This window comes from Mesorhizobium sp. WSM4817, assembly GCF_055811135.1.
The window spans coordinates 22,499-47,574 of sequence record NZ_JBVVQQ010000019.1; the positions used below are offsets into that span (position 1 = coordinate 22,499).

At 61.5% G+C, this 25,076-nt stretch carries 23 protein-coding genes and 1 riboswitch; of the genes, 5 read left to right on the forward strand and 18 right to left on the reverse strand.

The annotated features are described in order from the left end of the window. Positions 1-88: 88 nt before the first annotated feature. On the forward strand, positions 89-574 hold the full coding sequence (locus AC0L2K_RS23515; protein WP_128169800.1) for a CAP domain-containing protein: 486 nt from the start codon (positions 89-91) through the stop codon (positions 572-574). A 69-nt stretch (positions 575-643) separates the two neighbouring features. Here AC0L2K_RS23515 and AC0L2K_RS23520 read toward each other — a convergent pair whose 3' ends face one another. The 4 genes from AC0L2K_RS23520 to AC0L2K_RS23535 all read right to left on the reverse strand — a co-directional run bounded on the left by AC0L2K_RS23520 (position 644) and on the right by AC0L2K_RS23535 (position 6,569). Next, the gene (locus AC0L2K_RS23520; RefSeq protein ID WP_473532443.1) at positions 644-3,331 is read right to left on the reverse strand and encodes an EAL domain-containing protein; all 2,688 of its coding nucleotides are present in this window, start codon (positions 3,329-3,331) and stop codon (positions 644-646) included. 435 nt (positions 3,332-3,766) lie between these two features. Beyond that, positions 3,767-4,783, reverse strand: a complete 1,017-nt coding sequence (locus AC0L2K_RS23525) for a FecCD family ABC transporter permease (RefSeq protein ID WP_128169750.1) — start codon at positions 4,781-4,783, stop codon at positions 3,767-3,769. A 29-nt stretch (positions 4,784-4,812) separates the two neighbouring features. Further along, a complete protein-coding gene (locus AC0L2K_RS23530) occupies positions 4,813-5,760 on the reverse strand; it encodes an ABC transporter substrate-binding protein (protein WP_128169749.1) in 948 nt (315 codons plus the stop codon). Further along, positions 5,757-6,569 carry an ABC transporter ATP-binding protein gene (locus AC0L2K_RS23535; RefSeq protein ID WP_473532444.1) on the reverse strand — a complete coding sequence of 271 codons (813 nt, stop codon included), beginning with the start codon at positions 6,567-6,569 and terminating at the stop codon, positions 5,757-5,759. The genes AC0L2K_RS23530 and AC0L2K_RS23535 overlap by 4 nt, the downstream gene beginning before the upstream one ends. Positions 6,570-6,657: 88 nt before the next feature. Beyond that, positions 6,658-6,858, reverse strand: a riboswitch (cobalamin riboswitch). Positions 6,859-7,123: 265 nt separating this feature from the next. Here AC0L2K_RS23535 and AC0L2K_RS23540 point away from each other — a divergent pair. Continuing rightward, positions 7,124-7,954, forward strand: coding sequence for an AraC family transcriptional regulator (locus AC0L2K_RS23540; RefSeq protein ID WP_128169747.1), 831 nt, complete (start codon positions 7,124-7,126; stop codon positions 7,952-7,954). Between the two features lie 99 nt (positions 7,955-8,053). On the opposite strand, the gene AC0L2K_RS23545 is transcribed toward AC0L2K_RS23540, so the two are convergent. Next, entirely contained in the window at positions 8,054-8,989 is a 936-nt protein-coding gene (locus AC0L2K_RS23545) for a bifunctional helix-turn-helix transcriptional regulator/GNAT family N-acetyltransferase (protein ID WP_473532445.1), read from the reverse strand. Positions 8,990-9,238: 249 nt separating this feature from the next. Between AC0L2K_RS23545 and groES the strand changes: the two genes are divergently transcribed. The 3 genes from groES to AC0L2K_RS23560 all read left to right on the forward strand — a co-directional run bounded on the left by groES (position 9,239) and on the right by AC0L2K_RS23560 (position 12,170). Continuing rightward, a complete protein-coding gene (gene groES, locus AC0L2K_RS23550) occupies positions 9,239-9,535 on the forward strand; it encodes a co-chaperone GroES (protein WP_006203049.1) in 297 nt (98 codons plus the stop codon). A 62-nt stretch (positions 9,536-9,597) separates the two neighbouring features. Then, the gene (groL, locus tag AC0L2K_RS23555) at positions 9,598-11,271 is read left to right on the forward strand and encodes a chaperonin GroEL (RefSeq protein ID WP_473532446.1); all 1,674 of its coding nucleotides are present in this window, start codon (positions 9,598-9,600) and stop codon (positions 11,269-11,271) included. 122 nt (positions 11,272-11,393) lie between these two features. Then, a complete protein-coding gene (locus AC0L2K_RS23560) occupies positions 11,394-12,170 on the forward strand; it encodes a sulfite exporter TauE/SafE family protein (protein WP_473532447.1) in 777 nt (258 codons plus the stop codon). Between the two features lie 250 nt (positions 12,171-12,420). On the opposite strand, the gene AC0L2K_RS23565 is transcribed toward AC0L2K_RS23560, so the two are convergent. The 13 genes from AC0L2K_RS23565 to ccoN form a co-directional block, all read right to left on the reverse strand. Further along, positions 12,421-13,008: an EAL domain-containing protein gene (locus tag AC0L2K_RS23565; protein ID WP_473532448.1), complete on the reverse strand. Its 588-nt coding sequence runs from the start codon at positions 13,006-13,008 to the stop codon at positions 12,421-12,423. A 30-nt stretch (positions 13,009-13,038) separates the two neighbouring features. Beyond that, on the reverse strand, positions 13,039-14,220 hold the full coding sequence (gene ubiM, locus AC0L2K_RS23570) for a 5-demethoxyubiquinol-8 5-hydroxylase UbiM (protein ID WP_473532449.1): 1,182 nt from the start codon (positions 14,218-14,220) through the stop codon (positions 13,039-13,041). A 129-nt stretch (positions 14,221-14,349) separates the two neighbouring features. Beyond that, positions 14,350-14,727 carry a hypothetical protein gene (locus AC0L2K_RS23575; RefSeq protein WP_473532450.1) on the reverse strand — a complete coding sequence of 126 codons (378 nt, stop codon included), beginning with the start codon at positions 14,725-14,727 and terminating at the stop codon, positions 14,350-14,352. Further along, complete coding sequence (locus AC0L2K_RS23580; protein ID WP_473532451.1) at positions 14,728-16,629, reverse strand: glycoside hydrolase family 127 protein; 1,902 nt, start codon at positions 16,627-16,629, stop codon at positions 14,728-14,730. It abuts the gene before it with no gap. Continuing rightward, complete coding sequence (locus tag AC0L2K_RS23585) at positions 16,626-16,748, reverse strand: hypothetical protein (RefSeq protein WP_473512840.1); 123 nt, start codon at positions 16,746-16,748, stop codon at positions 16,626-16,628. Before AC0L2K_RS23585 ends, AC0L2K_RS23580 begins: the two co-directional genes overlap by 4 nt. A gap of 205 nt (positions 16,749-16,953) precedes the next feature. Next, positions 16,954-17,109, reverse strand: a complete 156-nt coding sequence (ccoS, locus tag AC0L2K_RS23590; protein ID WP_008871940.1) for a cbb3-type cytochrome oxidase assembly protein CcoS — start codon at positions 17,107-17,109, stop codon at positions 16,954-16,956. Continuing rightward, positions 17,106-19,388 (reverse strand): cation-translocating P-type ATPase, encoded by a 2,283-nt coding sequence (locus AC0L2K_RS23595; RefSeq protein WP_473532452.1) that lies wholly within the window; start codon positions 19,386-19,388, stop codon positions 17,106-17,108. The genes ccoS and AC0L2K_RS23595 overlap by 4 nt, the downstream gene beginning before the upstream one ends. Then, the gene (locus tag AC0L2K_RS23600; RefSeq protein ID WP_473532453.1) at positions 19,385-19,882 is read right to left on the reverse strand and encodes a FixH family protein; all 498 of its coding nucleotides are present in this window, start codon (positions 19,880-19,882) and stop codon (positions 19,385-19,387) included. The genes AC0L2K_RS23595 and AC0L2K_RS23600 overlap by 4 nt, the downstream gene beginning before the upstream one ends. After that, positions 19,879-21,438 carry a cytochrome c oxidase accessory protein CcoG gene (gene ccoG / locus AC0L2K_RS23605; RefSeq protein ID WP_473532454.1) on the reverse strand — a complete coding sequence of 520 codons (1,560 nt, stop codon included), beginning with the start codon at positions 21,436-21,438 and terminating at the stop codon, positions 19,879-19,881. Before ccoG ends, AC0L2K_RS23600 begins: the two co-directional genes overlap by 4 nt. A gap of 166 nt (positions 21,439-21,604) precedes the next feature. Then, positions 21,605-22,468 carry a cytochrome-c oxidase, cbb3-type subunit III gene (gene ccoP, locus AC0L2K_RS23610; protein ID WP_473532455.1) on the reverse strand — a complete coding sequence of 288 codons (864 nt, stop codon included), beginning with the start codon at positions 22,466-22,468 and terminating at the stop codon, positions 21,605-21,607. Positions 22,469-22,470: 2 nt separating this feature from the next. Beyond that, a complete protein-coding gene (locus AC0L2K_RS23615; RefSeq protein WP_040591650.1) occupies positions 22,471-22,620 on the reverse strand; it encodes a CcoQ/FixQ family Cbb3-type cytochrome c oxidase assembly chaperone in 150 nt (49 codons plus the stop codon). Positions 22,621-22,631: 11 nt separating this feature from the next. Further along, the gene (gene ccoO, locus AC0L2K_RS23620; RefSeq protein ID WP_077376382.1) at positions 22,632-23,363 is read right to left on the reverse strand and encodes a cytochrome-c oxidase, cbb3-type subunit II; all 732 of its coding nucleotides are present in this window, start codon (positions 23,361-23,363) and stop codon (positions 22,632-22,634) included. Further along, complete coding sequence (gene ccoN / locus AC0L2K_RS23625) at positions 23,354-24,985, reverse strand: cytochrome-c oxidase, cbb3-type subunit I (RefSeq protein ID WP_473512845.1); 1,632 nt, start codon at positions 24,983-24,985, stop codon at positions 23,354-23,356. Before ccoN ends, ccoO begins: the two co-directional genes overlap by 10 nt. Positions 24,986-25,076: the final 91 nt, after the last annotated feature.

Consider the following 25,076-nt stretch of genomic DNA (forward strand, 5'->3'; position numbering starts at 1 on the left):
GCAAAAGCCACTATTGCCGCTATGTCAGGCAGGCATGACGCTCACCGACACCGCCAATCAACCATCCCTAGAACCCCGCTCTGACGAAATGCGCCCGACGCCAAACAGGCGAATGCTGCTTAGAGCTGCCGGCCTTGCCGCACTGGCCGGGCTTGCCGCTTGCGCCACTGTGCTGCCCACCGGCGAAGGCGCCGGGGTCTCCGCCTCCGCCGTCGGCACGCTGGCGGGCATCCGCGCCTCAGCCGGCCTCGAACCGCTTGTTCCCGACCGTCAGCTCGAACAGGCAGCCCTGCAGCAGTCCGGCTATATGGCGCGCGGCGGCCGCATGACCCACTCGACCGGCTGGGGCAAGGGATTTGCTTTGCGCGTCAAGGGCAACGGCATTGCCGGTGCTGCCGCCGAAAACATCGCCGAGGGCCGTTTCGATCAGCAGAAGCTGTTCGACATCTGGATGCATTCGGCCGGCCACCGCCGCAACATGCTCGACCCGCGCTTCACCCGCTTCGGCCTGGCCTATGTGCGGGACGGCCGCGACAGCTCGCGGCGTTACTGGAGCCTTGTCCTGGGCAAATAGCAACGCGGGCACAGGGCAATCCGCGCTGGCGGCAATGCCGCCTTGGCTGAGGAGATCATGGTCGACCCGTCAATCCATGGGTTCGCCACTGAGCATTTTCTCGATGTCAGGGGCCGAAACCGGCTCGCTGAAATGATAGCCCTGCATTTCATCGCAGTTGTTCTTGCGCAAGAAGGCAACCTGATCGTCCGTCTCGACGCCCTCGGCAATGACCCTCAGATTCAAATTTTGACCCAATGATATTACGGCGCTGGCGACAGCCTGGTCGTTTTCGTCAGCAGCGATATCGTTGATGAACGACTTGTCGATTTTCAGCCGCGCCACTGGAAAGGTCTTGAGCGCACTGAGGCTGGAGTAGCCTGTTCCGAAATCGTCGATCGAGATCTGAACGCCCAGGTTTTGCAGCTGGTTCATCGTTGCGACCGCCAGGTCGATATCCTGCATGATCAGGCTTTCGGTCACCTCCAGCTCGAGATATCTGGCCTCCAGACCGCTGACTTTCAGGGCATCGGCGACGCGGCCGATCAGGTTCTTTTCCCTGAATTGCCGCGTCGACACATTCACGCAGACGGTCATCGGCGGCAGGCCGGCATCCTGCCATGCCTTGTTCTGCCGACAGGCCTCGTGCAGGACCCAATCGCCGATCGGCACGATCAGACTTGTCTCCTCGGCCGTCGGAATGAAGGCGTTCGGTGCCATCATGCCCCGCGTCGGATGATTCCAGCGAAGCAACGCTTCGACGGCAAAGACGAGGCCCGACCGAAGGTCGACCTGCGGCTGATAAAACAGCGCGAATTCCGAACGGGCCAGGGCGTTACGCAAGTCCTCCTGAAGCACGAATTTCTCATGCGCTCTGGTGTTGAATTCGGGAGCGTAGAACTGGAAATTGTCGCGGCCGAATTCCTTGGCGCGATACATGGCCGCATCGGCATTGGCCAGCAGCGTGTCGGGGTTGGTCCCATCCTTAGGGTAGCTGGCGATGCCGATACTGGCCGTCGCCCTCAGCCGATGTGCTCCGAGCTGAACCGGCTCTGCAATCGCCGCCCGAATTGTTTGCAGGGTCTCGGAGATGAGATCGACATTCGTCGGTTGATCCAACAGAACGACGACGAATTCGTCGCCACCAAGCCGCACGACCGTATCGGTCGCCCTTACGCGCTCGACGATACGGCCGGCTACGGTCTTCAACAGCTCGTCCCCGGCATTGTGGCCAAGCGTGTCATTGACGAGTTTGAAATTGTCCAGATCGATGAACACCACCGTCACCCAGCGATCGTATCGCTGCGCGTAGAGGATCGCCTGCGAAAGCCGGTCCTCGAGCAGAGCGCGATTGGGCAGTCCGGTCAGCACATCATGGTTGGCCATGAAGTGGATCCGATCTTCGGCCAGCTTGCGCTCGATGGCGATCCCGGCAATACGCGTCGTGAAATCGATGAGCCGGGTCTCGGCCGCGGTCGGCTCGCGCACGGTCATCGAGTACATGGCAAAGGCGCCCAGCACAGCGCCCTGGTGCGACAGGATCGGGGTCGACCAGCACGAACGGTAGCCATAGGCCGCCGCCAATTCGCAGTGATCGTGCCAAAGCGGGTCGTGCATGATGTCCGCGACAATGACTGGCTCGCGCCGGTAGGCAGCGGTTCCGCAGGATCCCATTTTGGGGCCGACGGCGATCCCGTCGATGGCGCTCGTATAGGCCTTTGCCAAGCTCGGCGCGGCGCCGTGCCGCAAGTGGCTGCCATCCTTGTCGAGCAACAGGACGGAACCGAATATCCCAGTCAACTGAGACTCGGCGAGGCGCATGAGGCAGTCGAGCACATCTTCGAGCGGGGCGCTCGTCGCGATCATTTCCAGTATCTGCGCCTGCCCGTCTCGAAGGGTGTCCGCTTGCTTGCGGGCGGTGATGTCGTGGGCGATGCCGACCAGACCGAAGATATCGTTTTGAACATTGCGCAACGGCACCTTCGTCGACGAAAACCATTTGCCGGCGCCTGACGCATCGACAACGAACTCTTCCTCATCGATCATCGGCTGTCCGCTGCGCAGCACGCCTTGCTCGATGGCGCGAAACTTCTGCGCAAGGTCGGGGGCATGAAGATCGGAATCGGTCAAACCGATCATGTCACTGGTTTTGGCCTTGCCGCTGTCGGAAGCAATGGCCCTGTTGGCGACGACGAAGCGGCTTTCGGTGTCCTTCACCCACAGGTAGTCGGGCACCCAGTCGATCAGCGTTTGCAGCGAGATGCGCTCGTCGACGATCAGGCGATTGGCGGTGAGTTCCGTTATGTCCTCATGCGTGGCCACCCATCCGCCGTCAGGCATCGGCTGATGGCATATCTGAATTGTCCGGCCGTCGGTGAGATTGGCGGTCCAGTTTCTCAAAGTCGTGCCCGAATTGACCGCTCGGGCGAATGCGAGATAAGCGTCGCTGGCCATCGCGGATGTCCCGGCAGCGATGCGGCGTTCGACGATTTCGCCCAGCGTCCGGCCGGGGCGCAAGTGTTCGGGCGCGATGCGGTAAATTTCCGCATAGCGGCGGTTGCACAGGATCAGCCGTTCAGCGGCGTCGAAAAAGCAGATGCCTTGCGAGATGTTGTCGATCGCCGTCTCGAATCGCAGCGCCTGTTGCTCGAGTGTTGCGATCGTAGCCCTGAGTTCGCGCTCGAGCGTCTCGTACGAGGAGCCCGCCAGTTTCGCCAGCGTGGCAAGCTCGGTCGATTCGGGCGCCTGGGCGGCTTGCCTCGATGATTTCGTGACCAAACACAGTTCCTCCGGTTCGGCGCCTGGCGCAAAGCAAGGAAAGCTCGCTGCAAGCTAAGCGACCGCATAGTGGTCCAGATATACTAATGGCATGTGAACCGGGTCGATGCCGGGGCATGGCGCAGTTCTTGCCTTCTCCCCTTGTGGGAGAAGGTGGATCGGCGCGCAGCGCCGAGACGGTTGAGGGTGCTGGCCGGAGCGCTGTCGGTTCCAAGCTGGAGCACCCCTCATCCGGCCGCTTCGCGGCCACCTTCTCCCACAAGGGGGCCCACAAGGGGAGAAGGTGGAGCCAATCTCGTGCAGGCCCATCGCACATGATGGCCGATCCTGCCGGTGAAAATCTCGACGGGCGGTTCGGCGCGCTGCGCCGGTCCCAGAGGTCAGTCCAAAGACTCGGCATTGTGCCAGAAGCCGGCAAGTGTGCATGGCAGCCCATCATGAACGATTGCGAATGAGCATGGTGACCACGAAGAAAGCGCCGACCGAACTGGTGATGATGCCGATCGGCAGTTCCTGCGGCGGCAGCAGCGTGCGCGCCAGAAGGTCACTTGCTAGCAGCAGCACCGCTCCGAAGAGGGCGCAGCTTGCAATCAGGCGCAGATGCAACGGGCCGGCCAGGGGCCGGGACAGATGCGGGATCATCAGCCCGACGAAACCGATGACACCTACGACCGAGACCAGGATCGCCGTCGAGAAGGCAGCGACGAGAAACGCCGTCCTGCGCATCCGCACAACCGGCACGCCGAGGCTTTCGGCAGCATTCTCGCCGGCCAGGAAGGCGTCGAGCTTGCGATGGTTCCACAGGCCATAAGCAAGAATGGTGCACGCGCCAAGAGCAGCCAGCCCGACATTGTCCCATCGCGCTAGGCCGAGCCCGCCCATGGTCCAGAACAAAACCGAGTGAGCGGCGCGCTGGTCTCCGGCGAAGACGAGATAGTTGGTCAGGGCGATGAACATGAACGAGACGGCAAGCCCGGCCAGTATCAGCCGTTCGGGGCCTTGCCCCCTCACCCGCGAAACCAGCAAAAGCACGATGCCGGCGGCCAAAATGCCGCCGGTGAAGGCGGCAACCGGCAACGTCCAGATGCCGAAACGGTCGCCAAAAATGGTGATGACGGAAACAGCGCCGGCCGCGGCACCGGAGGACAGCCCGAACAGGAATGGATCGGCGAGATCGTTTCGGGTTACCGTCTGCAGCAGCGCGCCGATGACGCCCAGCCCTGCGCCGACACAGATCGCCATGATGGTGCGCGGCAGCCTGAGATCGACGACAATCTTGGCAACCGGGATCTTGGCGACCGGGATATTGCCGACTGAGCCGGGCACGAGGTCTCCGTCCAGCCCGGCCGCATGTCCGAGCGCAGCAATCACGTCGCTCAACGCTATGACTGTCGATCCATAGGCGATCGACAGCAGAGCAAGAGCGGCGATTGCTGCCGCTCCTGCTGCCATGGCCAATTCGAACGCCCTGTGGCGCAAGCTCAGAAGGCTTCCGGGTGCATCGCGCTGGCGATCTTGCCGATCGCCTCGATGTTAGCAGGTCCGGGCGTCAGCTCGGCATAGCGCAGCGCGACGAAGCGCTCGCTCCTGACCGCATCGGTCTCCTTCATTGCCGGATGGACTTTGAGGAAGTCGAGCAGTTTCCTGTAACCGCCGCCGTCCTGGTAGTCGAGCAGGATCAGGAACTGCGGATTGCGGGAAGCGACCGTTTCCCAGTCCGTGTTGCCCCAGTTCGTCTGCATGTCGGCCATGATGTTGTCGCCGCCGGCAGCGGCGATCATGGCGCTGGGGATCGCGAACTTGCCTGATGTGAAGGGTTTGTCTTCGCCGGAGTCGTAGAGAAACACCCGCGTCCGCTCGCGGTCGCCGGCCTTTGCCGTGATATCGGCGAGTTGCGCTTTCCAGCCTGAAACGAGTTTTTCCGCCTTGGCTTGCTTGCCGAAAATCCTGCCCAGCTTTTCGATGTCGCCGTAGAGCAGGTCCATCGAGGCGGCGGGGCGGTTGTTGTCGAGATGGACGCAGCTTTCCGTCAGCACCAGCGTCTTGACGCCGTGCGGCGCCAGCGTATCTGGCGTTACCTCGCCGCCCGGCTTCATACCGTAATACCAGCCGGCGAAGAAGAAATCGGGCTCGACCGCGACCAGGTTTTCGAGCGCCGGGTATTTCGGCGCAAGTTCAGGGATCGCGCCCTGCTTGGCCTTGAATTCCGGACCGACCTTGTACCATCCGGTGATGCCGGTCAGGCCGACGATCGACGGTTGCAGCCCCAGCGCGAAGGCCATCTCGGCCATGTTCATATCCTGGATGACGGCACGCTTCGGCGCGGCGTCGAACGTCAGCGGCGTACCGCAGCTGTCGACTGTTACCGGGAAAGCGAAGGCGGTCTGGGCAAGCAGCAGAGAGGCAAAAGACAGTGCGAGGCGTTTCACGGATGTTGCTCCTTGGTTAGATCAGAAGAGGCACGGTTCGGGACTTCGAACACCGTGAGTTCGCGGTCTTCGGTCGGATGGCGCAGCCGAAGCACGTCGACGCCGAAAATCTCGCGGATCAACTGCTTGGTCAGCGCCTCGCGCGGACCGGCGAGTGCCTGCAGCCGGGCCTCGTTCATCACCGCGACCCTGGTGGCAAATGGCGTGACCAGCGACAGATCATGCAGCACCGCCACGACGGTCATGCCAAGCTGCGATACGAGTTCGAGAAGTTCGCTGCGGGCGCGCGGATCGAGATGATTGGTCGGTTCATCGAGGAACAGGATTTTCGGCTCCTGGGCGATGGCGCGCGCCAACTGGGCGCGTTGCCGCTCACCACCCGACAGCGAGCCGATCGTGCGGCCGAGCAGCGGCAGCAGGCCAGTTCTGCGAAGCGCTTCGGCGACGACGTCGCGTTGCTCGCTCCTGCGTCGCCAGCCGGCATGCGGGACCCGCCCAAGTCCGACGTAGTCGATCACGGCAAGCCGCGGATCGGGCTGATCGGTCTGGCCGACGACCGCCATGTGCAGCGCCCGCTCGGCGGCCGGAAATGTCTCCAGCCGGCGTCCGGAAAATCTGACACCTCCCGCGCTCGGACGCAGCGTGCCGCATAGCATGCGCAGCAGCGTCGTCTTGCCGGCGCCGTTGGGACCGATGATGGCGAGGCGGTCTCCCGCCGCGACGGAAAGGCTGACCGCACTGACCAGGCGCTGGCCATTCGCCGTGGCGCTCAGTTCACGCGCTTCAAGAAGAGGCTGGCAGGCATCCAACTTACCGTCACTTTCTCAAATGGCGACGGAAGGAAGCTGGACCGGCCGACAAGACCGATGTCCACGTCTCCTCCCGGCACACCCCGTCCGGTCAACTCGTGCGATGGCAGGTCTCCTGGCTCGCGGGTCCTTGCGCCATCCTGCCTTCCCAGCCTTGGCCAGTGGCATTTCGGATTTTGCTCGCCGCTTACAGTTGCGGGGGCAGCCACGGCCTCGATCCGAAGATCTCACCGTGTTCCCTTTTCACCCCTCGCCTTTCGGCTTGGGGACCATCAGTCAGCCACCCTAGTTTTCCGCCAATCCCAGCGCAATAAATTTCCGGGTTCCGGAGTGCCCCGCGAGCAATGGTCTTGTCAGAACGAGCATACCGAATCTCGTAATGTAATAACGTTACTACTTAAAAGACAACGCCTGCGCCTGTCAACCCCTTCGCCCAACGCTTTCGGCTTGCCGATCACCGTCGCATTGCGCGGTGCGCAATTTCGATCAAACTGCCTCCACCAGTAAGCGATACCATGACCTGGCCAATGCGCAGTCCCACAGCGAGGAGCCATATGAACCCGACCGAGAAAGCGCTGTGGTTCGTCGAAAGCCATCTGCCGGAGGCCATCTCGCTCGACGATGTCGCCAACAGCAGCGGCGTGTCGCGCTTTCACGTGACGCGGGCTTTCGGCGCGGCGACCGGACGTTCGGTGATGGGCTACCTGCGTTCTCGCCGCCTGACCGAGGCGGCGCGCAGGCTCGCCGCCGGCGCACCGGACATCCTCTCGGTCGCGCTCGACGCCGGCTATGCCTCGCATGAGGCTTTCACCCGTGCCTTCCGCGACCAGTTCGGCACCACGCCGGAACTGGTGCGCGCGCAAGGCTCGCTCAAAAACCTCGATCTCGTGGAGCCGATCCTGATGGACCAGTCCTTCCTCACCAATCTCGAGCCGCCGCGTTTCGAAACCAGCCGGCCGTTCCTCATCGCCGGTCTCGGCGAGCGCTACAGCTGCGAAACCAGCGCCGGCATCCCGATGCAGTGGCAGCGGTTCGGCCCCTATATCGGCAACATTCCAGGCGAGGTCGGCGACGTCGCCTATGGCGTCTGCGTCAACGGCGACGATGCAGGCAATTTCGACTATATCGCCGGCGTCGAGGTGTCCGATTTTTCGGACCTGCCGAAGGAGTTTTCGCGCGTACGCGTGCCGATGCAGAAATACGCCGTGTTCGCCCATCGTGGCCACATCTCGACCATCCGCCGCACGGTCAACACGATCTGGAACAAATGGCTGCCGGCCTCCGGGCACAAGATTGCCGACGCGCCCGAATTCGAGCGCTACGGCCCCGAATTCGATCCGCGCAGCGGCAATGGCGGGCTGGAAGTCTGGATACCGGTCGGGTGAGGAAGGGCCAGTTTTCAACTTGTGTTGGAGACTAGTGTCGAGGCGCTCCGCCTTATCTTGCCTACTCCCCTTGTCCCACAAGGGGAGTAGGGAAAGACGCTACAACTCCAGGTTCCAGTTCTGGCCGACCAGATCCTTGCCGAAGGCGTGGTGGCGTTCCTGATTGGCCAGCTTGAACCCGGCCGCCTCGTAGATGCGGCGCGCTGAGGTGAGCACGTCGTTGGTCCACAGCGTCAACGTCTTGTAGCCCTTGGCACGGGCAAAGCGGATGCATTCCTCGACCAGCCGCCTGCCGATGCCGAGACCGCGCGCCGAGGGTTCGACGTAGAGCAGGCGCAGCTTCGCCACCGCGTCCGACTGGCGCACGACGAAGACCGAGCCGACGACTTCCCCTTCCCGCTCGGCGATCCAGCTGCGTTCCCATTTCGGATCGTAGGATTTGGCGAAAGCGCCGAGGATTTCGGCGACCAGCGCCTCATAAGTTTCGTCCCAGCCATATTCCTGCGCGTAGAGCAGGCCCTGGCGATGGATGATCCAGCCGATGTCGCCGACCTGCAAGGACCGCAGCATGTAAAGGACCTTGGGCTCTGCACTCTCGCCCAGTAGGTGCTGCACCGTCTGCATCGCCTTGACCAGCCTGTCCTGTTCCGGTGCGGAAAGCCGCTCGAGCAGGGCCGCGACCTGATCGTGCGAACCCTGGTTCAGCGGCGCGAACGCCGCTCTTCCCGCCGGCGTCAGCGCAATCGACGAGCGCCGCGCATCGGCTCGCGTCGCCACGCGCTCGACCAGACCACGCTCCTCGAATTTTTTCAGCAACCGGCTGAGATAGCCGGGGTCGAGACCGAGATCGCGCGCAAGATCGGTGGCGGTCAGGCCATCGCGATGCGCCAGTTCATAGAGCACCCGAGCCTCGGTCAGCGAGAAGGCGCTTTTCAGCAGCCCTTCATCGAGCAGCCCGATCTGGCGGGTGTAGAAGCGGTTGAAGCCCCGCGCCGCATCGATCCGCTCCCTGCCGGGTTGATGATGAATCGTCATGGCATCTCCTGCCAGCACAAGATCAACCATTTAGTTGACTTAGTCAAGTATCAGTTCGAAGCAGGCTGCGGCTGTCGATCAGCTCACTCAGCGCCTTGACTCTCGCCAGCCACCGGCTTATCTCACCGCCACGTTAGCACTCGCCATTGGTGAGTGCTAAGCGTAGGTCCGGCGCCGCCGGGCTTATAGGTTTGTCCGGCGCCGCCGGACGGAGGAACTATTCTCACCATTCTCACCGAGGAATAAAAAATGGCAAAGTCGAAGTTCCGCCCGCTTCATGACCGCGTGGTCGTACGCCGGGTTGAATCCGAATCCAAGACTGCCGGCGGGATCATCATCCCCGACACGGCGAAGGAAAAGCCGCAGGAAGGCGAGATCATCGCCGTTGGTTCCGGCGCCCGCGACGAAGCCGGCAAGCTCGTCCCGCTGGACGTCAAGGCCGGCGATCGCATCCTGTTCGGCAAGTGGTCGGGCACCGAAGTCAAGCTCAATGGCGAAGACCTTCTGATCATGAAGGAATCCGACATCATGGGCATCATCGGCTGAATATCGGCCTCACCATCACTTAAATCCCAGGGCTCAATTCAAGCCCCTGCCAGGAGCTAAAAATGGCTGCCAAAGACGTAAAATTTTCTCGCGATGCCCGTGAGCGCATGCTGCGCGGCGTCAACATCCTCGCCGACGCAGTGAAGGTCACGCTCGGCCCCAAGGGCCGCAACGTGGTCATCGACAAGTCGTTCGGCGCCCCGCGCATCACCAAGGACGGCGTCACCGTCGCCAAGGAAATCGAGCTTGAGGACAAGTTCGAGAACATGGGCGCGCAGATGGTCCGCGAAGTTGCTTCGAAGACCAACGACATCGCCGGCGACGGCACCACGACCGCGACCGTTCTGGCGCAGTCGATCGTCCAGGAAGGCCACAAGGCGGTTGCCGCCGGCATGAACCCGATGGACCTGAAGCGCGGCATCGACCTTGCGGTTGGCGACGTCGTCTCGACGCTGATCAAGAATGCCAAGAAGATCAAGACCTCGGAAGAGGTTGCCCAGGTCGGCACCATCGCCGGCAATGGCGATGCTTCGGTCGGCTCGATGATTGCCGAAGCGATGCAGAAGGTCGGCAATGAGGGCGTCATCACGGTCGAGGAGGCCAAGACCGCCGAGACCGAACTCGAAGTCGTCGAAGGCATGCAGTTCGACCGCGGCTATCTCTCGCCCTACTTCGTCACCAACGCCGACAAGATGGTTGCGGATCTGGAAGACGCCTACATCCTCCTCCACGAGAAGAAGCTCTCCAACCTGCAGGCGATGCTGCCGATCCTCGAGGCTGTCGTGCAGACCTCGAAGCCGCTGGTCATCATCTCGGAAGACGTCGAAGGCGAGGCCTTGGCCACGCTGGTCGTCAACAAGCTGCGTGGCGGCCTGAAGATCGCCGCCGTCAAGGCGCCGGGCTTCGGTGATCGCCGCAAGGCCATGCTGGAAGACATCGCCATCCTCACCGGTGGCCAGGTCATTTCGGAAGATCTCGGCATCAAGCTCGAGAATGTTGGCCTCAACATGCTCGGCCGCGCCAAGAAGGTGTCGATCTCCAAGGAGAACACCACCATCGTCGACGGCGCCGGCAAGAAGGCCGAGATCCAGGGCCGCGTCGCCCAGATCAAGCAGCAGATCGAGGAGACCACCTCGGACTACGACAAGGAGAAGCTGCAGGAACGTCTCGCCAAGCTGGCGGGCGGCGTTGCCGTCATCCGCGTCGGCGGTGCGACCGAGATCGAAGTCAAGGAAAAGAAGGACCGCGTCGACGACGCCCTCAACGCGACCCGCGCGGCCGTCGAAGAAGGCATCGTTCCCGGCGGCGGCGTCGCACTCCTGCGCGCTTCGCTGGCCATCACCGTCAGCGGCGCCAACTCCGACCAGACCGCTGGCATCAGCATCGTGCGTCGCGCGCTGCAGGCTCCGGCCCGCCAGATCGCGGCCAACGCCGGTGCGGAAGCATCGATCGTTGCCGGCAAGATCCTCGAGAACACGGGCCCGACCTTCGGCTTCAATGCCCAGACCGGCGAATATGGCGACATGATCGCCATGGGTATCGTCGATCCGGTCAAGGTCGTGCGCACAGCTCTCCAGGACGCGGCCTCGGTCGCCGGCCTGCTGGTCACCACCGAAGCCATGATCGCGGAGGCTCCGAAGAAGGAGTCGGCTGGCGGCGGCATGCCTGCCGGCATGCCCGGCGGCGGCATGGGTGGCATGGGCGGTATGGGCGGTATGGGCGGTATGGATTTCTAAGGTCCACGCACTTCAATAATCTCGATGGGCGGCAGCGATGCCGCCCTTTTCTCTGACTCGGAGCCAAGCCGGATGCCACATCCACAAGGCTACATACGGCGGCACGTTCACGGCGGACACCAATGACTGACTTCATTCTGTTCGCCATTGTCGGCTTCCTCGCCCAGGCGGTTGACGGCGCGTTAGGCATGGCCTATGGCGCGATCTCCTCCACCGTGCTGCTCTCCTTCGGTGTTCCGCCGGCGCAGGCTTCCGCCGCGGTACACGCGGCGGAAGTGTTCACCACGGCCGCTTCCGGCACGGCGCACCACTACCACCGCAATATCGACTGGAAGCTGTTCTGGCGGCTTGCTCCTTTCGGCATTCTCGGCGGCTGCCTCGGCGCCTTCGTGCTGACCTCGTTCGACGGCGACAAGGTGAAGCCCTACGTCACGACCTATCTCGCTGTGATCGGGCTCTGGCTGTTCCTCCGGTCGTTCCGCAAGATCCCCAGCAATCCGGTTCCTACCCGTCTTGTGGCGCCGCTGGGTACTGTAGGCGGCTTCCTCGACGCTGCAGGTGGCGGCGGATGGGGCCCGATGGTCGTGACCGGATTGCTCGGCGCCGGCGCGCCGCCCCGCTACGTGATCGGCACTGTCAATGCGGCCGAGTTCCTGATCACGCTAGCGGTGTCCGTCACCTTCATCGTCGCGCTCGTCAGTGGGCACTGGCAGGAAGCGGGGGCGCTGTCGACACATGCAAGCTCGGTGCTGGGGCTGATCGTGGGCGGCATAGTCGCCGCTCCGCTTGCCGGATGGGTGCTCAAGGCGATTGCCGAGCGGACGCTTTTGCGGCTCGTCGGCTGCCTGATCATGCTGCTCGCTTTGTTCCAGACCGCCCAACAACTGGGATTCGTCTGACCTGAGCAAGCGGACTACCCTTCTAAGCCTTCGCTTTGCTTCCGGACATCATGATCGGCGTAACCGAAGTGAATCGCGGACTGGAGGCGACTTGCCACCCTGGAAAACCTAACCTGCGCCACAAACGGCGTATGGCACGCCAGTGATCAACGTGTTTCCCATTTCCGCCTCGCCCGGCCCATCGGTCCTTTTACGCTCGGCTCGATGCAGTGACTGCTCTGCTCGATGCAGTGACTGATGACGGCGGCGATCAACATTGCTTCGCGTGCTCTTTTAGTGCCAATTCAAGCGCTTGGCTCAAAGGCACCGCCTTGGAGAATAGGAAGCCCTGAGCGGTTCTGCAGCCAAGCTTGTGCAGAATTTGCCGGTCTGCCTCTGTTTCGACGCCCTCGGCCATGACATCGATCCCGAGCGCCCGACCAAGATTGATCACCGTTTTGACAAGCAGCCGGTCCTCCCGAGACTTGGCTAGGCCGCGAATGAAGCCTTGGTCTATTTTCACCTTGCGTATCCGACTGTCCTTGAGCGATGCCAACGTGGAAAAGCCGGTGCCGAAGTCATCGAGCGCGATGGAAATGCCGGCATGTGAAAGGCGCCCGAGCTTTTCATCTACTCTGTCCGGGTCCACTGGGGATTCTTCGGTAATCTCGATTTCGAACATCGTTGCTGGGAGGTCTTTTGCCGCCAGACCATTCAGAACCATGTCGTCGATATCGCCGGCTTCCAATTCGCGCGGTGACAATACCTCTTCGGGGCGACATTTAGGGCCTGCCGCGGGAAGCTGCCGCCTCTGCGTGCAGGGGCAGCGATTACTCCGGCGAATGAGGCCCTCTTTCATCGCGCACGGTCCAAAGCTGCTGGTACGGTTTCATCGCCTAAGCATGGCCGAAATGCCATGCCGCATAAAGGGGGCATGTTGGGCGAACCGAAGCCCCACATGTCGTGCAAGCCGTGCCGCCGGGTGCTCGCTTGAGTAGAGTCCGACAAGAATGTTCGTGCCGTGGAAGAGCGGCGCCGCTGACAGGCGCAGCCACCTTTCGTATCCGTGCAGCATGTCGGGATCGGCAATCTCGCGACCGTCGCGACATGCTGTTAGGATTCCATAGGCGAGTTGCTTCTGGCCGCTGATACCGATGTTGAAACCATGCGCACTCACCGGGTGCATGCCGATGGCAGCGTCGCCGATGAGTGCGGCGCTGGGAGCTCGGAATTTGTGCGCCCAAGTCGTGACCAGCGGATAGGTATGGCGCTTGCTTGCCAAGGTCATTTTTCCAAGGCGCCCTCGACACCGGTTCGTCAATTCCCTCAGAAACAAATGGTCGCTGAAGGCAAGCAGTCTATCGGCCTCGTTTGAGCGCAGGGTGAGCAGCAGCGACGACACTCCCTCCGCCAGGGGCAACATCGCTATTGTCTGATGGTGATCGAACCATTCGATTGCCACCTGGTGGTGGGCGCGCTCATGCCGCACCCGGCATATTAGCATCGAGTAGCCAAGCCGATTGATATCGGCGCCTATGCCGAGCAGATCACGAGTGGCCGACAGACGTGAATCGGCGGCAACCACAAGGCTAGCGTTCAACTGCACGCCATTAGACAGCGTTACGAGTGCTCCTGTGTGGCTGGTTGTTGCATCTACGACCGAGTGGCCGCACAGGAGCCGCGCGTGATTCTGCACGTGGATTGTCTTGAACAGCGCGTAGCGGATCCGGCAATTTGGGACCAAAACTCCGAGGGGTTCTCCAGACCCGCTGGGAGGATCGAAACGCAGAGCGAAAGGGCTCGAACCGTTGAGCACGCGCGCGCCGTGAAGCTGTGATTTGTCCGAAGCGGGGATGGCATCCCAGGCGCCGATCTCGCGAAGGATTCTGATCGAGGCGTGGGTCAGCGCGATTTCCCGGCCGTCAAAAGGCGGATTGGCGAGAGTATCAATTGAGTTCTGTTCGACAACTGCGACCTTGAGTTGGCTTTGAGCGAGTGATGCGGCGAAGCAAAGTCCGACCGGCCCCGCTCCAACGACAATGATGTCGAAGCTGTCATCGGAGTCGGCCATCAGCGTGGCGCCATCGCGTAGGCTCTCCAGTGCCCAAGCACGAGCTGCGAAATCAAAAAACGCCTCTGATGCTAGTTAAGCACGACGCGCACAAGCTATGGCCGCCTAAATAAGTGGCAAGCCGCCTCATCAGCGGCAGATGCTCACAAAGCCGTTGCTTGACGGCTGTAGCTGGCAAGTAAGCGGTCGATCGGGCCGTTGCTGCGTCGCGATCTCGCGATCCTGGGAACGGAACTGCTGCTGCTGCTGCTGATATTGCTGCCGCCGCAGCCTGTTCTCCAGCATCAGTAATTCGTTCTGCTCGACCAGCCCATTGCGATTGGCGGGGTTGAGGACTGGTGCCGAGGCGACTGGATCCGGCAACGTCGCCGTTCCCAGCATTCCCGACATGAAGATCGTCAATAGGCGAAATCGCGACATCCGTTCACTCCTGCAAACAAAACTTTGGCATACTCCGCTCACCTGGGCAGATAGCCAGCCAACCAACGGGTTTCTCACCTCGGCCATTCAGCTTTCCAGCAGCCACACTTGCATCGAGCCTTTTGCCCGATTGTTCCAGAGATAGTATGGCAGGGCGGTTAGCCGGCAGTCCGAAGCGATGGGGGGCGTATTTCTGTATAGGCTGTCTCCCCAGCCTTGGTCTTCGACGCGCTGCGCGGAGGCAGTCAGCGTGACCACGCCATCGAAAAGATCGCCCCGTTCCATCGTTTCGATCTTGGACTCTCGCGGCAGTGTGAGCTGCTGCACGGGCGCCCCGGGATTGTCGACCTCTTCAACGCAATAAACCAATGGTCCGCGCTTAAGCGCCACCCGGCCGATATCCTGCTTGACCGAGGGATGAGCATAGATGCGCTCGGGAGAAATCGGTAGTTCGAGGGCGATGGTGTCTCCGGCATTCCATAGCCGCGAGATCGCAAGATAGCCATTTCTGGTGCATGCCGTCACGTCGACTGCACATCCCCCGACCGAAGCTTCGGCTTCATGAGCCCAACCGGGAATGCGGAGGTTGATCGTGAACTCGGTCGGCGCGTCAGGGCTGACCTCGATCCTGATCGAGCCGAAAAATGGATAGGCGCTGGTTTCCCGCAGGAACACATTGCCCGTAGCGAGTTGGATGTTCGTCGAAACGCCGCCGTAGAGATGGAAGGCGATTGCGTTTTCACTGGCCGAGACGAAATAGCCTCCGATCGAAGCAATCAGACGAGACGAATTCATCGTGCAGCATGGGCATGAGTGCCAGGCCCATCTGCTGCGTCGCCCATCGCTCTCGAGCGGATTGGAGTAGAAATAGCGCTCGCCATCGCGCGAAAGGCCGGTCAGCGCGCCGTTGAACAACGCCTGTTCCAGAACGTCGGCGTATCGGCCGTCGAGTTCGAGATGCAGCATGCGATGTGCCCAGAAGATCAGGCCTACCGAGGCGCAGGTCTCCGCATACGCCGTATCGTTCGGCAGGTCGTGATCCTCAGTAAAGCCTTCATTCGCGGCAGCCGGACCCAAGCCGGACGTGATGTAGATTTTCGAGGAGATGACGTCGGCCCAGAGCACCTCGCATGCTTTTTTGAGGCTGTCGTCATTCAGTTCCGCCGCGAGGTCGGCCATGGCAGAAAGCATGTACATCGCTCGGACCGCATGTCCGACCACCTTAGTTTGCTCGCGCACCGGCCTGTGCGACTGGTTGTACTCATATCTTTTCGCCCTGAAATCTCTGGGGTTCTCCCCGCGCGCGACCGCTTCCTGATCGAAGTAGTGCGGCTGACGCCCGCGCTCATTCATGAAATAGGCCGCGAGGTCGAGATGCATTCTGTCTCCAGTCAAGCGATAGAGCTTAACGAGGGCCAGCTCGATTTCCTGATGGCCGCAATAGCCGCGCTTCTGGCCGGGGTTCGGGCCGAATGTCTTGCGCACATGGTCAACATACCGCTCAAGGATGTCCAGGAGCCGGCGCCGGCCCGTCGCGAGGAAGTAGGCGATACCGCCCTCGAGCAGATGTCCAAGATTGTAGAGTTCGTGATTGTCGCGCAGGTTGGTCCAGCGCTTGTCGGGCTCGCGCTGCAGGTACCAGCAGTTCAGATAACCGTCGGGAGCCTGCGCCTTTTCGAGATCATCGACAATATTTTCGATCCATGCCTCGATGTCGGGATCACGCCTGTGTGACAGCGCGTAGGATGCTGCTTCTATCCACTTGCCAGCGTCGGAATCCCAGAACACCTGCCCGGAATCGTGCTCGTTGCCTGGGACGCTCAGTGGCAGCGACTGGTTCGGCAGTGTGAGGGACAGCAATACACCTTGCTTGCCAAGCTGGACGTGCTGGCTGGGGATGGTCCGTGTCAGCACCGTCTCCAGCCTCTCGCGCCAGAATTGCCCCTCCAGCGCGACATCAACGAACCGAACTGGCTTGAACTCGCTCATTCGAACGCATCGGCTCCTGCAATGACGTGCGCCGGCCTGCTCACGGCTTCGACAATGCCGGCGCCCCCGGCGAACACGGCCAGCACCTGATGCCGCTCAGCTTCCGTCCCGCTAGACATGCGTTCTCCCCTTGAAAAGACTCGTCCATTGAAATCAGGGCGATGAGGAGACAGCACTGATCTGGGTCAGCCAGACACGACAAACCCGCGCCGCCGGTCTATCCGCTCCGTTGGATCGCCAGCGCTCGTCCGGCCGTGGGAGGTACTTCGTGGCATCAGCCGCTTGCATGGCGGAATGGGCGACGCAGGCCCTCGAGTGACGGAATCAGCGTTCCGGCCTCTCGTCCCGGTCAATGAGGATACGCTCGGCGGCTCCGTCGAGATCCTCGTATTGACCACTCCTCAGGGCCCACAGGAAGCCAGACAGTCCAAGCCCGCCCAACAACAGAGCCACCGGTATGAGATAGACCAGGATTGTCATGAGGGTTGCGTCAATGTGCCGGTGTGGGAGCGGCTATCAGGCGGAGCAGTTCTCCTTGGCACGTCTGGCACAAAACCTTGCAGCCTCGACGCATTGCCAATGACAAGCAGTGATGAGGCCGACATCGCGATTGCCGCAATCAATGGTGTTACCTGCCCCAAAATGGCGATCGGGACGGCAATGGCGTTGTAGACAATCGCGATGGCGATGTTTTGCCGGATCAGTTGTCCGGCCTTTCGCGAAACGTCGAGGGCAAGGGAGACGGCCGACAGGCTTTCGTGCAGGAAAACGAAATCCGCAGCTTTGCGGCCGACATCGGCCGCCGTGGCTGGAGCGATCGAGACATGTGCCGCGCCCAGCGCAGGGGTGTCGTTGAGGCCGTCGCCAACCATGAGCACCTTGTGGCCGTCCTTCGCCAGGCTTTCAATATACTTGACCTTGCCCGAAGGAAGCAGCGCCGGAACAAAGTGATGTATCCCCAACGTCGTCGCGACCTCGCCGCAGGCAGCCCCGGTATCGCCCGACAGCATTTCCACGGAAACTCGGGCGTTGTTCAATTGCTCGATGGCCGCCCTGGCGTCCGGACGCAGCGCGTCCTTGAAGACAAAGGACGCCACGATGATCCCGTCTTTGGTCAGAACCGTTCCGCCGTATCTGCTTTCGCCACCGGTTCGGGCCTTCCATCCAGCCCAATCGCGCCGCCCCAGTCGCCAGGTGCTTCCCCTCGCGGTGGCTTCGATGCCGAATCCGGGGTGTTCGCTGACAGCTTCGAGCTTTGGCTGACCGGCGAAACCGGCAAAGGAGGCAATGGCGTTTGAATGCGGGTGACGGGAGTGCGCGGCCATCTCGGCAGCGATTGCCAGCATGGCCGGATCGACTGACGACGCATTGACGAGCCGGGGCTGTCCGAGCGTAAGCGTTCCTGTCTTGTCGAACACGGCCGTGTCGATCGCCGCCAGGCGCTCCATGGCCGAACCATCCTTGACCATGACACCGCTTTCGAACAGACGCCGCGCAGCGACCACCTGCACGATCGGCACGGCGAGACCGAGCGCACATGGGCATGTGATGATGAGAACGGCGATTGCGTTTGTTACTGCCCGGTGCCAATCGCCGGTCGCCGCCATCCAGCCAAGGAACGTCAGGAAGGCGGTCAGATGAACCACTGGAGCATAGAGCGCTGAAACGCGCTCGGCGATCCTGCGATAACGCGCGCGACCGCCCTCGGCGGCTTCCATCAGCCGGACCATTTCGGCCAGGAAGGAGTCTTTTGCGGCGGCTGTCGCCTCGACCGTCAGTGTTCCGGTGAGATTGTGCGTGCCGGCCTGCACGGTTTCCCCTGTCGCCACGGTTCTGGGTGTGCTCTCACCGCAAACCAGTGAACAGTCGAGATCCGAAGAGCCTCGAATGACCTTGCCGTCGACGGGAATCCGTTCGCCGGCAGCGATCAGCAACTGCATGCCTGGTTCGATCTCGCCAACCGGCCGGTAGTCGCGCGTGCCATCGTCGCGCAATACTGTGGCGCCGCGCGCCGCCAGCCGTGACAGACCGTTCACCGCGGTCCGGGCACGCTCGCGCATCACGTGATCAAGCGTGCGGCCGATCAGCAGGAAGAACAGCAGCGATACCGATGCATCGAAGTAAGCGTGATCGCCATGGTTGATGGTTTCGTAAAGGCTCATCGCGTAGGCGAGCGAGACACCAACCGCAATCGGCACATCCATGTTCATGCGGCCGTGACGCAATGCGTTCCATGCCGAGCGGAAGTAGATGCCACCAGCGAAGGCGAGCGCGGGGATGGCGATCAGTGCCGAGAGCCAGTGGAACAGGTCGCGGGTCGCACCTTCAGCGCCGGACCAGACCGACATTGAAAGCAGCATGATGTTGCCCGCTGCAAAGCCGGCAACCCCCACGGCCCGGATCAGCTCCGATAGCGTCTTGTCCTTCTCCCCTGTCTCGGGCGCGAACAAATGCGCTTCGTATCCCAGCCGTTCAAGCGCGGCGACAAACGGTGGAACCTCATTTCCGCGCCACCGGATCGCAACCCGTTTCGTCGACAGGTTGACACGTACACCCTCGACGCGATCGAGTTTTCCAAGCGCCGTCTCGATACTCTGGATGCAGGCTGCGCAATGCACCGTCGGGACCGAGAGATCGGTTTGGTGCAGATCGCCGCCAAGCGAGCGGCTCGCCAGCCTGACCTCCTGGGTTGATGGCAGGACGGATATGCTGCTTTCCAGATCCAGCGCCGTTTCGGCGCCCGGTGCACAACAGCTCATTGTAACGCTCCATGGGAAATTATAATTCGACGGACGTCGCGATAGGGTTCTGCGAGACCAGCATCGGCGTCGACTTGGACGATCCAGACGCCGTCCCTTGGCGTATGCTGGGCGGCAAATTCCTGGCTCGTGGCGAGCGCAAGCATGACGGCTTTGTCCTCGGCCTCGTAGGCGGGATGACGGAACAGGAGCCTGACGCCGTGCAACTGGACCGCTTTGCCGGCGGCATCGCTGAGGCCATAGCGGACCTCGCCCCGTGCGATGGTCAGTTTGCCGGTCCAGCCGAGTGCGGCCTGCGCGCGCCCTTCCTCGGCGATCCGGTTGAACTGCTGGCTCGCGACATAGGTATTTTCGACGACAAGACCGGTCCAGCTTGTGCTGGCGAGTGTTGCCATGATTAGGTTCACACCAACGATCACGCCGAAAAAGCTAAGGATGATACGCAACATATGCCTGCCGGTGAATCCGGAGGGCCTTCGTGCATTGACGCTCATCTAACGATCTCCGGTGCGTTGAACGTGGCCGTGTACTCGTCCGACTCGAAGCTCGCCTTGTCCTCGACCCGGAACTTGAACGTCTGTGCTTGGGCATTGATCTGTTCCGCCGGCTGGCGGACGAAAACCTTCAGCATCTTCAGCCGGTCCGGTTCGACCGGAACGGAGAGGGAGCGATCCGCAGGCATGTCGATCCCGACGACACTCATCTCGGCATCGGCCAGGCCCTGCATGGTGACGACGATCGTTCTTGGCTCAGGGATCATGTTGAGCAGCTTGACGGTGTAACCATTGCGGATCGAACCATCGGACAGCGTGACGAACTGCGGATTGCGGTCGTGCAGAACGTTGACCTCGAGCCGGTCGCGCGTCAGCAGCGAGTAGAGCAAGGCGAGACCGACCGCCGACCACGCACTCATGTAGACGAAGGTGCGCGGTCGAAAGATCTTGCGGACATGGAAATGGGCTAACCTGTCGGAGAAAGCGCTGCCGTCTGTCCGCACCAGCGACGGATTCACCGAGCAAGCGCCGCCAGCGGTCGCCGCCGCCATGTTGGCGTTGTAATCGGACAGCGTCGCATAGGAGATCAGCCCGCGCTCCTTGCCGAGCTTGTCCATGACGCTATCGCAGGCATCGATGCACAGCGCGCAAGTGATGCATTCGAGCTGCTGGCCATCGCGAATGTCGATCCCCATCGGGCAGACGGCGACACAGGCATTGCAATCGACGCAGTCTCCGACCGGCTGCCCCGCGGCCTGGACCTTTTTGGCGTGCCGCGAGCGAGGTTCGCCGCGCCAGTCATTGTAGGTCACGGTGAGCGAATTTTCATCGAGCATGGCCGCCTGAATGCGCGGCCACGGGCACATATAGGTGCAGACCTGCTCGCGCATCAGCCCGCCGAATGTGTAGGTGGTTGCCGTCAGCACGCCGATGGTGATGTAGGCGACCGGCGCCGCGGTGCCAACGAAGACCTCGCCAATCAGCATTGGCGCATCGGCGAAATAGAAGATCCAGGCGCCGCCGGTCGCTGACCCTATGGCCAGCCAGATCGCGTGTTTCGATCCACGCAGCACAAGCTTGCGCGCGGTCCACGGTCCGGCGTCAAGTTTCATGCGGGCATTGCGATCTCCCTCGATCGCACGCTCTACAGCTAGAAACAGATCGACCCATACGGTCTGCGGACAGGTATAGCCGCACCAGGCTCTGCCGACTGTGGATGTGATTAGGAAAAGGCCGATGCCGGCCATCACGAGAAGGCCGGCCACATAGAAGAATTCCTGCGGCCAAATCTCTATGAAGAAGAAATAGAAGCGGCGGTTGGCAAGATCGATCAGCACGGCCTGATCGGGAGCAAACGGACCTCGATCCCAGCGCAGCCAGGGCGTCAGGTAGTAGATGCCCAGTGTGATCGCCATCACCAGCCATTTGAAGCGACGGAAATTACCCGAGATTCGCTTCGGGAAAACCTTCTTGCGTGGGGCATAAAGCGGCTCACGGGCGTTGGGGGAGTCGATCGCTTCTGCTTCGGGCGGTTCTGTCTGCGTTTTATCACGCACTTAGCATCTCCAGTCCCGCTGCCGATGTCAGGGCCGCCCATCGAACAGCCTCGCCGTGGGCGGTCCGCCCCGTGTTGATGCAGGTCGCAGCCGGAATGGTGTCGAGGCCCGGCTCGCGCCGGGCCTCGTCGCTTGGCAGGGGGAGGCCGAGAATAGGCTTCCGTTCCTATTCTCCGCCGCCAAGCGAATGGATATAGACCGCAAGTTCCTTGACCTTGACCTCGCCGAGACGCCCACCCCAGGCCGGCATGACGCCTTGCTTTGGCGCGCGAACCTGCGCGGCAATAGCCGTCTCGCCCGCCCCGTAGAGCCAGATCGCGTCGGTCAGGTCGGGTGCGCCAAGCTCCGTGTTTCCCTTTGCACTATCACCATGACAGGCGGCACAATTCTCGGCGAAAACATTGCCGCCGGGTATGACCATTGCTTGATCGCCAACAGCGCCGGAGAGACTCGAGACATAAGCGCTGACCTGTGTAATCTGCTCGGGCGTAATGATGTCACCAAAGGCCGGCATTTCCGACAGGCGCGTGTCGGGGTCTGAGGCAACGCGGATGCCGTGCGTGATTGTCTGCTGGATCTGCTCGGCCTTGCCGCCCCACAGCCAATCGTCATCATTCAGGTTGGGAAAGCCCTTCGAACCCTGGGCGCCGGAGCCATGGCACTGAACGCAATTGACCTTGAAGGCGGCGCCACCGGCCGCGATAGCGAATCCGCGCAAAACATCGTCGGCGGCAATCTCGGAGACAGTCTTCGCCTGAAGGGCGGCAACATACTTGCCCTTGGCGACCTCGGCCGCTGCCAGCTCATTCTTGACATCGTTGCGGCTTGAATAGACGAGCACGCCTCGGGTGGCGGAGCTTAGCATAGGCCATGCGGGATAAGCGATGGTGTAGCCGATCGCCCAGACTATGGTGACGTAGAAGGTGATCACCCACCAGCGCGGGAGCGGATTGTTGAGCTCCTTGATCCCGTCCCATTCATGGCCGGTGGTCGAGACGTCGGAGACTTCGTCAATGTGCTCACCGCTCATGATCAGTCGTCCTTGAGAGGGATTTGAGCAGCTTCGTCGGCTCGCGTCCTGCTGCCGGGACGGAGCGCAAAGGTGATGCATCCGACGAAGAACAGCGCCATAGCGAGCAGGCCCCAAGTGTCGGCAAACGCCCGCATGAAGTTGTAGGTCATCACCATTCTCCTCAGCGGTAACCGGCGGCTTCGTCGTAGTTTTTGAAATCGACCAGAGTGCCAAGCATCTGGAGGTAAGCGACCAGCGCGTCCATCTCGCTGACCTGTTGCGGATTGCCATCGAAGTCACCGAGCTTGGCCTTTGGATACCGCGCTTCAAGACCGGATGTGTCGATGTTGGGATCTGCCTGCGCCATGAGATCGGCATTCGCGCTCGCGATCATGTCGTCGGAGTAGGGCACGCCCACACGGCTGTTCGCGATCAGGTGCGTCGAGAAGTCCTTCACCTCAATCGGCATTTCCTTCAGGAACGCGTAGCTCGGCATGATCGATTCCGGCACCACGGAGCGCGGATCCACAAGGTGCTGAACGTGCCATCCATTGGAATAACGGTCGCCCACCCGCGCGAGATCCGGTCCTGTGCGTTTCGATCCCCACTGGAACGGGTGGTCGTACATCGACTCGGCCGCCAGACTGTAGTGCCCATAGCGCTCGACCTCATCGCGGAACGGCCTGATCATTTGGCTGTGGCAGAGATAGCAGCCCTCGCGCACATAGATGTTGCGGCCAGCGAGTTCGAGCGGCGAATAGGGCCGCATGCCTTCGACCTTCTCGATCGTATTGTCGAGATAGAAGAGCGGCGCGATCTCGACGATGCCGCCGATCGTCACCACCAGAAGGGAGCCGACGAGAAGAAGCGTGGCGTTCTTCTCGATTACGGCGTGTTTGTCCATCAAGCCCATTTTCTGGCTCCTGATCGCGCAGGTCGGACGGCGGCGATGGGACGCGGCATCGGTTTCTCCTCGCGCTGGTAGCCGAGGATTGTCATGGTGACGTTCCATGCCATGATCAGCGCGCCGGACAGGTACATCGCGCCGCCGATGGCACGCATGATGTAGTACGGATGCATGGCGGCGACAGTTTCGGCGAACGAGAAGACCAGAAAGCCCTGCTCGTCGTATTCGCGCCACATCAGGCCCTGCATAACGCCGGAGACCCACATCACCGCGGCGTAGACGACGATCCCGAGCGTTGCCAGCCAGAAGTGCCAGTTGACGAGCCGCAGCGAATAGAGCCGCTCGCGGTTCCACAACTTCGGCACCATGAAATAGATCGCGCCGAACGAGATCATGCCGACCCAACCGAGTGCGCCGGAATGCACGTGCCCGATGGTCCAGTCGGTGTAGTGCGAGAGCGAATTGACCGTCTTGATCGACATCATCGGGCCTTCGAAAGTGGACATGCCATAGAAGGCTATGGCCATGACCATCATGCGGATGATCGGGTCCGTCCGCAGCTTGTCCCAGGCGCCGGACAGCGTCATCAGGCCGTTGATCATGCCGCCCCAGGAGGGCATCCAAAGCATGATCGAGAACGCCATGCCGAGAGTCTGCGCCCAGTCGGGCAAGGCGGTATAGTGGAGGTGGTGCGGGCCGGCCCAGATGTAGAGAAAGATCAGCGCCCAGAAGTGGATGATCGACAGCCGGTAGGAATAGACTGGCCGGTTCGCCTGCTTGGGCACGAAATAGTACATCATGCCAAGGAAGCCGGCGGTGAGAAAGAAGCCCACGGCATTGTGGCCGTACCACCACTGCGTCAAGGCGTCCTGGACGCCGGAGAAGGCTGAATAGCTTTTTGAACCCACGAACGAGGCTGGCATCGACAGGTTGTTGATCACATGCAGCATCGCGATGGTCACGATGAAGGACAGGTAGAACCAGTTGGCGACGTAGATGTGCGGTTCCCTGCGCTTCAGGATGGTGCCGAGGAACAGGACGAGGTAGGCGACCCAGACGATGGTCAGCCAAAGATCCACATACCATTCGGGCTCGGCGTATTCGCGGCTTTCGGTGATGCCGAGCAGGTAGCCCGTCGCAGCCATGACGATGAACAGCTGATAGCCCCAGAACACGAACCAGGCGAGATTGCCGCCGAACAGCCGGGCGCGGCAGGTGCGCTGTACGACATAAAGGGACGTGCAAAGCAGCGCATTGCCGCCGAAGGCAAAAACCACGCCGGATGTATGCAACGGCCGCAAGCGGCCAAAGTTGAACCAGGGCTCGACGCTGAGATCGGGATAGGCAAGCTGCAGCGCGATGACCACACCAACCAGCATGCCTACGACGCCCCAAAACACCGTCGCGACGGCCCCGTAACGGATTGGACCGTCCATAAAAGCGGCGGGGTCTATCGGAACTGCGGGCTTGAACTCCGTATTGCGCAACAGGATCGCGGTGAACCCAGCTACGGCGAAGAACAACACCCACATATGCTGGCGGAAAGGTTCATCTACGCCGAAACCGGCAGCCACCAGGGCCGCAAAAGCAAACAGGCTTAGAAGCACGATCTCTGTGCCGAATTTCATCGCAAATCCCGATCTCGAACCCGGCGGACGCCAAATCCGCTGTGCATCAATTGCGCAGCCGCCGCCTGCTCGCCCTGATCCATGTCAGGGG